Raw genomic sequence first — 13,070 nt, forward strand, 5'->3', positions numbered from 1 at the left:
TGAGCGGGCACCTCGTGTGCCCGCCCGAGATTAACGCCATCCGGAGCTTTTACTGATGAAAGATTTGCTGAATCTTCTCAAGAGCCAGAACCAAAGCAAGGAATTTGATGCCATCCGTATCGGGCTGGCATCGCCTGACATGATTCGCTCATGGTCTTTTGGTGAAGTGAAGAAGCCTGAGACCATTAACTACCGTACCTTCAAGCCAGAGCGTGACGGTCTTTTCTGTGCCAAGATTTTCGGCCCGATCAAAGACTACGAATGCCTGTGCGGTAAGTACAAGCGCCTCAAGCATCGCGGTGTTATCTGCGAGAAGTGTGGCGTAGAGGTAGCGCTGGCGAGTGTTCGCCGGGAGCGTATGGGCCACATCGAGCTGGCCAGCCCGGTTGCTCACATCTGGTTCCTGAAATCATTGCCGTCCCGCATCGGTTTGATGCTGGACATGACGCTGCGTGACATCGAGCGCGTGCTGTACTTCGAATCGTTCATCGTGATCGATCCGGGTATGACCACCCTTGAGCGCGGCCAGCTGCTGAACGACGAGCAGTATTACGAAGCCCTGGAAGAGTTCGGCGACGAATTCGACGCGCGTATGGGCGCCGAGGCTGTCAAGGAGCTGCTCGAGGGTATCGATCTGCAGGCCGAAGTTGAATCGCTGCGCGAAGAAATTCCGCAGACCAACTCCGAGACCAAGATCAAGAAATTCAGCAAGCGTCTGAAGATTCTTGAGGCGTTCCTTTATTCTGGTAACAAACCGGGCGACATGGTCATGACCGTGCTGCCAGTGCTGCCGCCGGATCTGCGTCCGCTGGTCCCGCTGGACGGTGGTCGTTTCGCCACCTCCGACCTGAACGACCTTTACCGTCGTGTGATCAACCGGAACAACCGTCTGAAGCGCCTGCTGGAGCTCAACGCTCCCGACATCATCGTGCGCAACGAGAAGCGGATGCTGCAGGAAGCGGTCGACGCCCTGCTGGACAACGGTCGTCGCGGTCGTGCCATCACCGGCACCAACAAGCGCCCGCTGAAGTCCCTGGCTGACATGATCAAGGGTAAGCAGGGTCGTTTCCGTCAGAACCTGCTGGGTAAGCGTGTCGACTACTCCGGTCGTTCCGTTATCGTGGTCGGTCCATACCTGCGTCTGCACCAGTGTGGTCTGCCCAAGAAGATGGCCTTGGAGCTGTTCAAGCCGTTTATCTTCTCCAAGCTGGAACACCGTGGCCTGGCGACCACCATCAAGGCCGCCAAGAAGATGGTTGAGCGTGAGGAAGGCGTAGTCTGGGATATCCTGGATGAAGTCATCCGTGAGCACCCGATCATGCTGAACCGTGCGCCGACACTGCACCGTCTGGGTATCCAGGCGTTCGAGCCGGTTCTGATCGAAGGCAAGGCTATCCAGCTGCACCCGCTGGTTTGTGCGGCCTACAACGCCGACTTCGACGGTGACCAGATGGCCGTTCACGTGCCGCTGACCCTGGAAGCCCAGCTCGAAGCGCGTGCGTTGATGATGTCTACCAACAACGTGCTGTCGCCCGCCAACGGTGAGCCGATCATCGTGCCGTCCCAGGACGTGGTACTGGGTCTGTACTACATGACCCGTGAGCGTGAAAGTGCGCAGGGTGAGGGCATGACCTTTGCTGACGTCAAGGAAGCGCATCGCGCTTACGGCGCCGGCAAGGTGGATCTGCAGGCCAAGGTCAAGGTTCGCGTCAAAGAAGTTGCGATCGCTGAGGACGGCTCACGTTCTCACGCATACAACATCGTAGACACCACCGTTGGTCGTGCTCTGCTGTTTGATATCGTTCCTGACGGTCTGTCCTTCGAGCTGGTCAACAAGCCGATGGTCAAGAAGGCGATCTCGAACCTGATCAACACCTGTTACCGGGATGCGGGTCTGAAAGACACCGTTATCTTCGCCGATCAGCTCATGTACATGGGCTATCACTACGCGACGGTTTCCGGTATCTCGATTGGCTTCAACGACTTCGAGATTCCGCCGGAGAAGTACGAGCTGGTTGATGCGGCTTCCCAGGAAGTGAAGGACATCGAGACCCAGTACGCGTCCGGTCTGCTGACCCAGGGCGAGAAGTACAACAAGGTTATCGATATCTGGTCCCGGGCCAACGACAAAGTGTCCAAGGCCATGATGGAGCGCCTGGCGAAAGAACAGGTTATCGGTCCTGATGGCGAGCCGGTTAAAGGTGAGGACGGCGAATACCTGATGCAGGAGTCGTTCAACTCGGTTTACATGATGGCCGATTCCGGCGCACGGGGTTCCGCAGCGCAGATTCGTCAGCTGGCCGGTATGCGTGGTCTGATGGCGAAGCCGGACGGTTCCATCATCGAGACGCCGATTACCGCGAACTTCCGAGAAGGTCTGAACGTACTCCAGTACTTCATCTCGACTCACGGTGCTCGTAAGGGGCTGGCGGATACCGCTCTGAAGACCGCGAACTCCGGTTACCTGACTCGTCGTCTGGTTGACGTTTCCCAAGACCTGGTTGTTACCGAAGAAGACTGCGGTACCGACGAAGGCCTGCTGATGACACCGCACATCGAAGGCGGCGACGTTGTTGTGCCACTGGGTGACCGTGTCCTTGGCCGGGTAACGGCACGCGATGCCTTCACCCCGACCGACAAAGACAACGCTGTTGTCACCGCCGGTACGCTGCTCGACGAGAAAACCGTTGAGTCGCTGGAACGTGCGGGTGTGGACGAAGTATGGGTGCGCTCTGCGATTACCTGTGATACCCGTCACGGCATCTGTTCGAAGTGTTATGGCCGGGATCTGGCGCGTGGCCATCGGGTCAACGTTGGTGAGGCGGTCGGTGTTATCGCTGCCCAGTCCATCGGTGAGCCGGGCACCCAGCTGACCATGCGTACCTTCCACATCGGTGGTGCGGCAAGCCGGGCATCCGCGGTTGATAACATTCAGGTCAAGCACGGCGGCACCGTTCGTCTGCACAACCTGAAGTCGATCGAGAAGACCAACGGTTCTCTGGTTGTGGTGTCCCGTTCTTCCGCCCTGGCCATTGCCGACGAGCAAGGTCGTGAGCGCGAGTGGTACAAGCTGCCATACGGTGCGGTACTGTCGGTCAAGCACGGCGACACTGTTGAAGCAGGCGTTGCGGTAGCCAAGTGGGATCCACACACCCACCCGATCATTGCCGAGGCCGAAGGTACTGCCAAGTTCGTCAACATGGATCAGGGCATCACCGTCCGTACCCAGACCGACGAGCTGACCGGTCTTTCGACCATGGAAGTTATCGATCCGAAGGAGCGTCCGGCTGCTGGTAAGGACATTCGTCCGGCTATCCAGATGCTCGACGAGAACGGAAACGACGTTGAACTGCCAGGTGGCGGTGCCGCGATGTTCTTCCTGCCGGCGAACGCCCTGGTCACCATGGCCAACGGCGCGCGCATCGAGCTGGGTGACGTGGTTGCCCGTATTCCGCAGGAAAGCTCGAAGACCCGTGACATCACCGGTGGTCTGCCGCGGGTTGCCGACCTGTTCGAGGCCCGTCGCCCGAAAGAGTCGTCCATTCTTGCTGAAATCAGCGGCATGGTCTCCTTCGGTAAAGAAACCAAGGGCAAGAAGCGCCTGGTCATCACTCCGAAAGACAGTGATGCCTACGAGGTGCTGATTCCCAAGCATCGCCAGCTCAACGTATTCGAAGGTGAAACGGTTGAGAAGGGCGAGGTGATCTCGGACGGTCCGTCCAACCCGCACGACATTTTGCGTCTGCTGGGTGTGGTCGAGCTGGCCAAGTACATCACCAACGAGATCCAGGACGTCTACCGTCTGCAGGGCGTTGTCATCAACGATAAGCACATTGAGGTTATCGTTCGACAAATGCTGCGGAAGGTTGAGATCACCGATCCGGGCGACACCACGTTGCTGTCTGGCGACCAGGTGGAAATTACCCAGGTGCTGGAAGAGAACGAGAAGGCCAATGCTGGCGATAAAGAAGCGGCACGTTTCGAGCGTCTGCTGCTGGGTATCACCAAGGCGTCATTGGCGACTGAATCGTTCATTTCGGCCGCTTCGTTCCAGGAGACCACGCGTGTCCTGACCGAAGGTGCGGTGACTGGCAAGCGGGATTACCTGCGCGGCCTGAAGGAAAACGTTGTGGTTGGTCGACTGATTCCTGCGGGAACCGGCCTTGCCTACCACGCGGAGCGTCGTCGCAAGCGCGAACTGGATTCACAGGGCGTGACTGCGGCTGACGTGGAAGAAGCTCTGAGTGCCGAACTCAACCGCGAAAGCTGAGTTGAGTCGGTGCGCCGCCTCCGGGTAGATACCTACCCGAGAGGTGGTTAAAAAGAGACCAGTCATCTTGACTGTCCAGGGGCGCAGGCTTACACTTGCGTCCCTTAAATTTTACCCCCTTCATTGGGGGTAAGTTTCATTGATATGGTTTTTTGGAGTTTGCTTACATGGCAACGATTAATCAGTTGGTGCGTAAGCCTCGTAAGCGCAAGGTAGCCAAGAGCGATGTTCCTGCTCTTCAGGCCTGTCCTCAGCGCCGTGGTGTATGCACTCGTGTATACACCACAACGCCGAAGAAGCCGAACTCAGCACTGCGTAAAGTGTGCCGTGTTCGTCTGACTAACGGCTTCGAGGTTTCGTCATACATTGGTGGTGAAGGTCACAACCTTCAGGAGCACAGTGTTGTGTTGATCCGTGGCGGTCGAGTAAAAGACCTTCCGGGTGTGCGCTATCACACTGTTCGCGGTACTTTGGATACCCAGGGTGTTCAAAACCGTAAGCAAGGCCGCTCCAAGTACGGTGCAAAACGACCCAAGTCCTAATGTCCCAGACGGGTGTCTTTTATCGTTGCTTGTCAGAACGGTAAGAGTAAGGCTGAGTAGCAGATGCTATCTCAGGGGTTCCTGAAGACCTTTAAATAGAAGGGCTTATCGATGCCTAGAAGAAGAGTTGCAGCAAAACGGGAAATTATCCCGGATCCGAAGTTCGGCAGTGCACGGCTTGCCAAGTTCATCAACCACGTGATGGAAAGCGGCAAGAAATCCGTAGCTGAGCGCATTGTTTATGGCGCGCTCGATATCGTTGCCGACAAGTCTAAGGAAGAGCCGATCGACATGTTCGAGAAGGCCCTGGAAAACATTCAGCCGATGGTCGAGGTTAAGTCCCGTCGTGTGGGTGGTGCTACCTACCAGGTGCCCGTAGAAGTACGGCCTTCCCGTCAGAACGCGCTGGCCATGCGCTGGCTTGTAGAATACTCGCGGAAGCGCGGTGAGAAGTCCATGGCGCAACGTCTGGCCGGTGAAATTCTGGACGCCGCTGACAGCAAAGGTTCTGCGGTTAAGAAGCGCGAAGACGTTCATCGCATGGCAGAAGCCAACAAGGCGTTCTCTCACTTCCGTTTCTAAACAGCCGAGGTTAATACAGTGGCACGCAAGACTCCTATCAAGCGTTACAGAAACATTGGTATTTGTGCGCACGTTGATGCGGGCAAAACCACAACCACCGAGCGGGTCCTGTTCTACACAGGTATTTCCCACAAAATCGGTGAAGTTCATGATGGTGCGGCTACCATGGACTGGATGGAGCAGGAGCAGGAGCGTGGTATCACCATTACCTCTGCTGCGACGACCTGTTTCTGGCAGGGCATGGACAAGCAGTATCCTGAACACCGGATCAACATCATCGACACCCCGGGGCACGTTGACTTTACCATCGAGGTAGAGCGTTCCCTGCGTGTTCTGGATGGTGCGGTCGTCGTATTCTGTGGCTCCTCTGGTGTAGAGCCGCAGTCTGAGACTGTATGGCGTCAGGCCAACAAGTATGAAGTTCCCCGCATGGTGTTCGTCAACAAGATGGACCGTGCCGGCGCTAACTTCCTGCGCGTGGTTGACCAGATCAAAAACCGCTTGGGCGCGAACTGCGTTCCCATTCAGTTGCCGATTGGTGCCGAAGATAACTTCGCAGGCATCGTCGATCTGATCCGGAACAAGGCAATCTACTGGAACGAAGACGACGCCGGTGCTACCTATGACCAGCGCGACGTTCCGGCAGAAATGGTTGAAGAAGTCGCCATGTACCGCGAGCAGATGGTTGAGGCGGCTGCGGAAGCCAACGAAGAGCTTATGGAGCGTTACCTGGAAGAGGGCGACCTGAGCGTCGAGGACATCAAGAAAGGTCTGCGTATGCGTACGCTGGCTAACGAGATTGTCCTGGCTACTTGCGGTTCTGCGTTTAAGAACAAGGGTGTGCAGGCAGTTCTGGACTCTGTTATCGAGTTTCTGCCGGCACCAGACGAAGTTAAGGCGATCCGCGGTGAAGTTGACGAAGACGGCACCGAAGAGACTCGTCAGGCTGAAGACGATGCTCCGTTCGCGGCGCTGGCGTTCAAGATCGCCACCGACCCGTTCGTAGGTACGCTGACCTTCTTCCGTGTTTACTCCGGTAAGCTGGAAAGCGGTAATGCGGTCTATAACTCTGTGAAGGGTAAGAAAGAGCGTGTTGGCCGTATGGTTCAGATGCACTCCAAGGATCGTCAAGAGATCAAGGAAGTGCTGGCCGGCGATATCGCCGCTGCCATCGGCCTGAAGAGCGTTACCACCGGTGATACTCTGTGTGATGAGAATAACAAGATTATTCTTGAGCGCATGGAGTTCCCGGAGCCGGTTATCTCTGTTGCCGTTGAGCCGAAGTCCAAGGCCGATCAGGAGAAGATGGGTGTTGCACTGGGCAAGCTGGCTCAGGAAGATCCGTCATTCCGGGTCAAGACTGACGAAGAGTCCGGTCAGACGATCATCTCTGGTATGGGTGAGCTGCACCTGGACATCATCGTTGACCGTATGCGTCGCGAGTTCAAGGTTGAAGCTAACATTGGTAAGCCGCAGGTAGCTTACCGTGAGCGCATCCGTAAGGCCGTGGATGTCGAAGGTAAGTTCGTTCGTCAGTCTGGTGGTCGTGGTCAGTACGGTCACGTCAAGATCAAGCTTGAGCCGCTGCCGCTGGACGAAGAAGATGGCGAAAACTTTATCTTCGTGAACGAAATCGTTGGTGGTGTTGTTCCCAAGGAATACATCCCGGCTGTCCAGCAGGGTATTGAAGAGCAGATGCAGAACGGCTGCCTGGCCGGCTATCCGCTGCTGCGCATCAAGGCCACGCTGTACGACGGTTCGTACCACGATGTTGACTCCAACGAAATGGCGTTCAAAGTCGCTGGTTCCATGGCAATGAAGAAGGGTGCTCTTGAAGCTAACCCTGCGTTGCTTGAGCCGATGATGAAGGTCGAAGTTGTGAGCCCGGAAGAGTACATGGGTGACGTTGTAGGTGACCTTAACCGTCGCCGCGGTCTGATCCAGGGTATGGATGAGTCGCCGGCAGGTAAAGTTATCCGTGCCGAGGTTCCGTTGTCGGAGATGTTCGGTTACGCCACCGACCTGCGTTCTGCTACGCAAGGCCGGGCGTCTTATGCGATGGAGTTTGCGGGTTATTCTGAAGCTCCTTCGAACATTGCCGAAGCGATCATTAAACAGGGTTGATCCCCAGGACTTAAGAAACAGGAAGAGGTGTAACCGTGTCTAAAGAAAAATTTGACCGTAGTAAACCGCACTTGAACGTTGGCACCATTGGTCACGTTGACCATGGTAAGACCACACTGACCGCCGCTCTGACTCGTGTATGTCACGAAGTTTGGGGTACAGGTTCTGCGAGTGCATTCGATCAGATCGATAACGCTCCGGAAGAGAAAGCGCGTGGTATCACCATCGCCACTTCTCACGTTGAGTACGACTCCCCGACTCGTCACTACGCACACGTAGATTGCCCGGGCCACGCTGACTATGTGAAGAACATGATCACTGGTGCGGCGCAGATGGACGGCGCGATCCTGGTTTGCTCCGCAGCTGACGGCCCCATGCCGCAGACTCGTGAGCACATCCTGCTGTCTCGTCAGGTTGGCGTTCCGTTCATCGTTGTGTTCCTGAACAAAGCGGACATGGTTGATGACGAAGAGCTGCTCGAGCTGGTTGAGATGGAAGTTCGTGATCTGCTGAGCCAGTACGACTTCCCGGGCGACGACACTCCGATCGTTACCGGTTCCGCGCTGATGGCGCTGGAAGGTAAGGACGACAACGAGATGGGTACTACCGCTGTTAAGAAGCTGGTAGAAGCCCTGGACGAGTACATCCCTGAGCCAGAGCGTGCTATCGATCAGCCGTTCCTGATGCCGATCGAGGACGTGTTCTCCATCTCGGGTCGTGGTACCGTTGTGACCGGTCGTGTTGAGCGTGGCGTTATTAAGGTTGGTGAAGAGATCGAGATTGTTGGTATCAAAGATACCGTCAAGACGACTTGCACCGGCGTTGAGATGTTCCGCAAGCTGCTGGACGAAGGCCGTGCTGGTGAGAACGTTGGTGTTCTGCTGCGTGGTACCAAGCGTGACGACGTTGAGCGTGGTCAGGTTCTGTGTAAGCCGGGCTCCATCAAGCCGCACACCAAGTTTGAGTGCGAAGTGTACGTATTGAGCAAGGACGAAGGTGGTCGTCATACTCCGTTCTTCAAGGGCTACCGTCCTCAGTTCTACTTCCGTACCACCGACGTAACTGGTTCCTGTGAACTGCCGGAAGGCGTGGAAATGGTTATGCCGGGTGACAACGTGAAGATGAGCGTTACCCTGATCGCTCCGATCGCCATGGAAGATGGCCTGCGCTTCGCGATTCGCGAAGGTGGTCGTACCGTTGGTGCCGGCGTGGTCGCCAAGATCATCGAGTAAGTCACTCGTGTGATCAGGAAAAAGGGGCTGAATTATTCAGCCCCTTTTTCTGTTTCAGTCGCGATGCTTGTGCCTGACCCGGTCAAACAGGATGCCTGTTGACAGGGTTGGGTATTATGCATACAATGCGGCTCCTTTTTTTGAAGGTCGGCTAACAAGTAGCTGCTACGAGTGGAGTTTGGTGCATCATGCAAAGCCAAAAAATTCGAATCCGGTTGAAGGCGTTTGATTATCGCCTGATCGACCAGTCCACACAGGAGATCGTCGATACCGCGAAGCGGACCGGCGCTCAGGTGCGTGGACCTATCCCTCTGCCGACGCGGAAGGAAAAGTACACCATCCTGGTTTCTCCGCACGTCAACAAAGACGCGCGCGACCAGTATGAAATTCGTACGCATAAGCGTTTGCTCGACATCGTTGAGCCGACGGAAAAGACAGTAGATGCTTTGATGAAGTTGGACCTGGCAGCAGGTGTAGACGTTCAGATCAGCCTCGGCTAATACCGCCAGGTATTAGTCTGTGTAACTGTCATAAGGCCATAGAGGGTGCGAGCCCCGTACACTTAAGAGGTGAAACATGGCAATTGGTGTTGTCGGTCGTAAGGCCGGTATGACCCGTATTTTTACGGAAGATGGGCAGGCACTGCCCGTAACGGTAATCGAGGTTGAACCTAACCGGATTACCCAACTTAAAACTCTTGAAAGCGATGGCTACCGTGCCGTTCAGGTCACTGTAGGTGCCCGTCGTTCCTCACGTGTAACCAAGAGTGAAGCTGGTCACTATGCTAAGGCGGGTGTTGAAGCCGGTCGTGGTATGTGGGAATTCCGTCTGGCTGAAGGCGAGGGCGAAGACCTGGCCGCCGGCGGCGAGATCACAGCTTCAATCTTTGAAGACGGTCAGGTGGTTGACGCCATCGGTCGGTCCAAAGGTAAGGGTTTTCAGGGCGGCGTAAAGCGTTGGAACTTCTCCATGCAAGACGCTACTCACGGTAACTCCCTCTCTCACCGTGCTCCGGGCTCCATTGGTCAGAACCAGACTCCGGGTAAGGTATTCAAAGGCAAGAAGATGGCGGGCCAGATGGGTAATGCGCAAGTAACTGTGCAGAACCTGAAAATTGTCCGTGTCGACGCCGAGCGCAACCTGCTGCTGGTGAGTGGTGCCGTACCCGGTGCTACTGGCGGCGACGTTGTCATCAAGCCTGCAGTTAAAGCCTGAGGAGCGGTGCGATGGAATTGACTATTACAGGTAGCGGCAAGGGAATTTCTGTTTCCGACGCTGCATTTGCCAAAGATTTTAACGAGTCGCTGGTGCACCAGGTTGTTACTGCTTATATGGCAGCTGGCCGCCAAGGTACCAAGGCTCAAAAGACGCGTTCTGAAGTCAGCGGTGGTGGTAAGAAGCCATGGCGTCAGAAGGGCACTGGTCGTGCCCGTGCTGGTACTATCCGCAGCCCAATCTGGCGCGCCGGTGGTGTTACCTTTGCAGCCAAGCCTCGCGGTTTTGAGCAAAAGGTAAACCGGAAGATGTACCGCGCAGCAATGCGTTCTATTTTTTCTGAGCTGGTTCGCCAAGAGCGTCTGGTAGTTGTTGATGAGTTGAATGTCGACAGCCCGAAGACCAAGGCGTTCACCGCTAAGCTGAAGGATCTCGGAGTAAGCAATGCGCTGATCCTGTCTGAAAGCGTTGAGCAGAACCTGCACCTTGCTTCACGCAACATCCCGCACGTTGATGTTCGTGATATCGCAGGTCTTGATCCGGTTAGCCTGGTTGCTCACGACAGCGTCGTGATCACTGTGCCTGCTCTGAAGAAGATCGAGGAGATGCTGGGATGAATCAGGAGCGTATTTACAAGGTCCTGCTTGGACCGCACGTATCTGAGAAAGCTTCTCTGGTGGCCGAGCACGGCCAGGTAGTGTTTCGGGTAGCCCCGGACGCAACCAAGCCCGAGATCAAGAAAGCCGTTGAGCAACTGTTCAACGTCACCGTCGAAGGTGTTCAGGTTCTGAACCGTAAGGGTAAGCTCAAGCGCACTATCCGCGGGTTCGGCAAGCGTAATGACATTCGTAAGGCTTACGTAAAGCTGGCTGAAGGTCAGGACATCGATTTTCTGGATGTGGAATAAGGTAAAGGGGTCGTAATATGCCGATCGTCAAAACCAAACCAACATCTGCCGGACGCCGTCACGTTGTAAAGCTTTACAACCCGGATCTGCACACAGGGCGCCCTTACGAGCCGTTGGTAGAAAGAAAGAATAAGACGGGTGGACGTAATAATGCGGGTCGCATTACCACACGTCACACTGGTGGTGGTCACAAGAAGCACTACCGTGTAATTGATTTTAAGCGGACCAAAGATGGTATCCCGGCGGTCATTGAGCGCCTGGAATACGATCCTAACCGCTCTGCGCACATTGCACTGGTCAAGTACGCCGATGGCGAGCGTCGTTACATTGTCGCTCCCAAAGGTATGCAGATCGGTGATCCTGTGCGCTCCGGTATCGACGCGCCGATTAAAGTGGGTAGCACGTTGCCGCTCCGGAATATTCCGGTCGGTTCCGTAATCCACTGCGTTGAACTCAAGCCTGGCAAAGGTGCTCAGCTGGCTCGCTCCGCGGGCGCATCCGTACAGCTAGTAGCGCGTGAAGGTGCATATGCCACCATCCGCCTGCGCTCAGGTGAAATGCGAAAGGTGCTTGTAGATTGCCGCGCAACGTTGGGTGAAGTATCCAACAGCGAGCACAGTCTCAAGCAGCTTGGTAAAGCGGGTGCATCACGTTGGCGCGGCAAACGCCCAACAGTACGTGGTGTTGCTATGAACCCAGTTGACCACCCACATGGTGGTGGTGAAGGGCGTACCTCTGGCGGACGTCACCCGGTTACTCCGTGGGGTGTTCCGACCAAAGGGCATAAGACTCGTAAGAACAAGCGTACTGATAAAATGATAGTACGTCGTCGTTCGGCCAAGTAAACGACTACATAGAGGTAATTGCTGTGCCACGTTCTTTAAAGAAAGGTCCTTTTATAGACCTGCATCTGTTGAAGAAGGTCGAGGCAGCTCTGGAAGCTAACGACAAGCGACCGATCAAGACCTGGTCGCGCCGGTCGACAGTATTTCCGGAGATGGTAGGCCTGACCATTGCAGTCCACAACGGCAAGCAGCACGTGCCGGTTTATGTCACCGAAGATATGGTTGGACATAAGCTGGGTGAGTTCGCGGCAACGCGTACTTATCGTGGTCATGCGGCCGACAAGAAAGCTAAACGCTGATTGTGAGGGAATAGAAATGGAAGTAGCAGCCAAGTATAAGGGCGCTAACCTCTCAGCTCAGAAAGCACGTCTTGTCGCTGACCAAGTACGCGGCAAGGCGGTTGAGGATGCCCTGAACATTCTGACTTTCAGCCCAAAGAAGGCGGCGGTTGTACTCAAGAAAGCTCTTGAGTCTGCCATCGCTAACGCTGAGCACAACGAAGGTCTGGACGTTGACGAACTGCGGGTTTCCACCGTAATGGTGGATGAGGGTCCGACGCTCAAGCGAATCAAAGCTCGAGCCAAGGGGCGCGCTGACCGGATTTTCAAGCGCACCTGCCATATCACCGTCAAGGTCGCCGACAAGTAGGAGATGCTCAGATGGGTCATAAAGTAAATCCAACCGGCATTCGCCTGGGTGTGATCAAAGAGCACAACTCAGTCTGGTATGCCGACAAAAAGGAATACTCACAGAACCTGTTGAATGACATTCAGGTTCGTGAATTCCTCGACAAGCGTCTGGTTAAGGCGTCTGTCAGCAAGATTGTGATCGAGCGCCCTGCTCAGAACGCCCGTATCACGATCCATACTGCCCGTCCCGGTATTGTTATCGGTAAGAAGGGTGAAGATGTTGATCGTCTGCGTCGCGAAGTCAGCGACATGATGGGTGTGCCTGTGCACATCAACATCGAAGAAGTCCGCAAGCCGGACCTGGATGCCCGCCTGGTAGCGCAAAACGTTGCCGGTCAGCTGGAGCGTCGTGTGATGTTCCGTCGTGCTATGAAGCGCGCGGTACAGAACGCCATGCGTCAAGGCGCCAAGGGTATCAAGATCCAGGTAGGCGGTCGTCTCGGGGGTGCTGAAATTGCGCGTTCCGAGTGGTATCGCGAAGGTCGTGTACCTCTGCACACACTGCGTGCAGATATTGATTACGCAACCTACGAAGCGCATACCACTTACGGCGTAATCGGCGTCAAGGTATGGATCTTCAAAGGTGAGATTCTTGGTGGTATGGAGCAGGTCCGTGCTGACAAGAAAGCCTCTGGGAAGAAAGGTTCTAAGTAAAGGGGCACTC

General features: G+C 55.4%; 13 protein-coding genes. All 13 read left to right on the forward strand.

Annotation, left to right across the window (positions count from 1 at the left end; translation table 11 throughout):
- Positions 1 to 55 precede the first annotated feature (55 nt).
- The 13 genes from rpoC to rpsC all read left to right on the forward strand — a co-directional run bounded on the left by rpoC (position 56) and on the right by rpsC (position 13,060).
- Positions 56 to 4,270 (forward strand): DNA-directed RNA polymerase subunit beta', encoded by a 4,215-nt coding sequence (gene rpoC / locus QUE89_RS02925; protein ID WP_286221776.1) that lies wholly within the window; start codon positions 56 to 58, stop codon positions 4,268 to 4,270.
- A gap of 167 nt (positions 4,271 to 4,437) precedes the next feature.
- Positions 4,438 to 4,812 (forward strand): 30S ribosomal protein S12, encoded by a 375-nt coding sequence (gene rpsL, locus QUE89_RS02930; RefSeq protein ID WP_012139854.1) that lies wholly within the window; start codon positions 4,438 to 4,440, stop codon positions 4,810 to 4,812.
- Between the two features lie 111 nt (positions 4,813 to 4,923).
- Positions 4,924 to 5,394, forward strand: coding sequence for a 30S ribosomal protein S7 (gene rpsG, locus QUE89_RS02935; protein ID WP_203301817.1), 471 nt, complete (start codon positions 4,924 to 4,926; stop codon positions 5,392 to 5,394).
- An 18-nt stretch (positions 5,395 to 5,412) separates the two neighbouring features.
- A complete protein-coding gene (gene fusA / locus QUE89_RS02940; protein WP_286221778.1) occupies positions 5,413 to 7,518 on the forward strand; it encodes an elongation factor G in 2,106 nt (701 codons plus the stop codon).
- Positions 7,519 to 7,553: 35 nt separating this feature from the next.
- Positions 7,554 to 8,750 (forward strand): elongation factor Tu, encoded by a 1,197-nt coding sequence (gene tuf / locus QUE89_RS02945; protein ID WP_286221773.1) that lies wholly within the window; start codon positions 7,554 to 7,556, stop codon positions 8,748 to 8,750.
- A 188-nt stretch (positions 8,751 to 8,938) separates the two neighbouring features.
- Complete coding sequence (rpsJ, locus tag QUE89_RS02950) at positions 8,939 to 9,250, forward strand: 30S ribosomal protein S10 (RefSeq protein WP_041341420.1); 312 nt, start codon at positions 8,939 to 8,941, stop codon at positions 9,248 to 9,250.
- A gap of 76 nt (positions 9,251 to 9,326) precedes the next feature.
- Positions 9,327 to 9,965, forward strand: a complete 639-nt coding sequence (gene rplC / locus QUE89_RS02955; protein WP_041341423.1) for a 50S ribosomal protein L3 — start codon at positions 9,327 to 9,329, stop codon at positions 9,963 to 9,965.
- An 11-nt stretch (positions 9,966 to 9,976) separates the two neighbouring features.
- Positions 9,977 to 10,582, forward strand: a complete 606-nt coding sequence (rplD, locus tag QUE89_RS02960; RefSeq protein WP_041341426.1) for a 50S ribosomal protein L4 — start codon at positions 9,977 to 9,979, stop codon at positions 10,580 to 10,582.
- Positions 10,579 to 10,872 (forward strand): 50S ribosomal protein L23, encoded by a 294-nt coding sequence (rplW, locus tag QUE89_RS02965; protein ID WP_041341428.1) that lies wholly within the window; start codon positions 10,579 to 10,581, stop codon positions 10,870 to 10,872. The genes rplD and rplW overlap by 4 nt, the downstream gene beginning before the upstream one ends.
- 17 nt (positions 10,873 to 10,889) lie before the next feature.
- A complete protein-coding gene (gene rplB / locus QUE89_RS02970; RefSeq protein WP_286221779.1) occupies positions 10,890 to 11,717 on the forward strand; it encodes a 50S ribosomal protein L2 in 828 nt (275 codons plus the stop codon).
- 23 nt (positions 11,718 to 11,740) lie between these two features.
- Positions 11,741 to 12,016, forward strand: coding sequence for a 30S ribosomal protein S19 (gene rpsS / locus QUE89_RS02975; RefSeq protein WP_007154011.1), 276 nt, complete (start codon positions 11,741 to 11,743; stop codon positions 12,014 to 12,016).
- A gap of 16 nt (positions 12,017 to 12,032) precedes the next feature.
- The gene (gene rplV / locus QUE89_RS02980; RefSeq protein ID WP_041341430.1) at positions 12,033 to 12,365 is read left to right on the forward strand and encodes a 50S ribosomal protein L22; all 333 of its coding nucleotides are present in this window, start codon (positions 12,033 to 12,035) and stop codon (positions 12,363 to 12,365) included.
- 11 nt (positions 12,366 to 12,376) lie between these two features.
- A complete protein-coding gene (rpsC, locus tag QUE89_RS02985) occupies positions 12,377 to 13,060 on the forward strand; it encodes a 30S ribosomal protein S3 (protein WP_041341433.1) in 684 nt (227 codons plus the stop codon).
- Positions 13,061 to 13,070 lie beyond the last annotated feature (10 nt).

This window comes from Marinobacter sp. LA51, assembly GCF_030297175.1.
In the GTDB taxonomy this organism is placed as follows: domain Bacteria; phylum Pseudomonadota; class Gammaproteobacteria; order Pseudomonadales; family Oleiphilaceae; genus Marinobacter; species Marinobacter apostichopi.

Excerpts from the sequence above, each read along its gene's own strand:
- rplB (WP_286221779.1), top strand. The coding sequence starts at position 10,890 with ATGCCGATCGTCAAAACCAAACCAACATCTGCCGGACGCCGTCACGTT.
- rplC (WP_041341423.1), top strand. The coding sequence starts at position 9,327 with ATGGCAATTGGTGTTGTCGGTCGTAAGGCCGGTATGACCCGTATTTTT.
- rpsC (WP_041341433.1), top strand. The coding sequence starts at position 12,377 with ATGGGTCATAAAGTAAATCCAACCGGCATTCGCCTGGGTGTGATCAAA.
- rpsL (WP_012139854.1), top strand. The coding sequence starts at position 4,438 with ATGGCAACGATTAATCAGTTGGTGCGTAAGCCTCGTAAGCGCAAGGTA.
- rpoC (WP_286221776.1), top strand. The coding sequence starts at position 56 with ATGAAAGATTTGCTGAATCTTCTCAAGAGCCAGAACCAAAGCAAGGAA.
- rpsG (WP_203301817.1), top strand. The coding sequence starts at position 4,924 with ATGCCTAGAAGAAGAGTTGCAGCAAAACGGGAAATTATCCCGGATCCG.
- rpsJ (WP_041341420.1), top strand. The coding sequence starts at position 8,939 with ATGCAAAGCCAAAAAATTCGAATCCGGTTGAAGGCGTTTGATTATCGC.
- rplD (WP_041341426.1), top strand. The coding sequence starts at position 9,977 with ATGGAATTGACTATTACAGGTAGCGGCAAGGGAATTTCTGTTTCCGAC.
- rplW (WP_041341428.1), top strand. The coding sequence starts at position 10,579 with ATGAATCAGGAGCGTATTTACAAGGTCCTGCTTGGACCGCACGTATCT.
- rplV (WP_041341430.1), top strand. The coding sequence starts at position 12,033 with ATGGAAGTAGCAGCCAAGTATAAGGGCGCTAACCTCTCAGCTCAGAAA.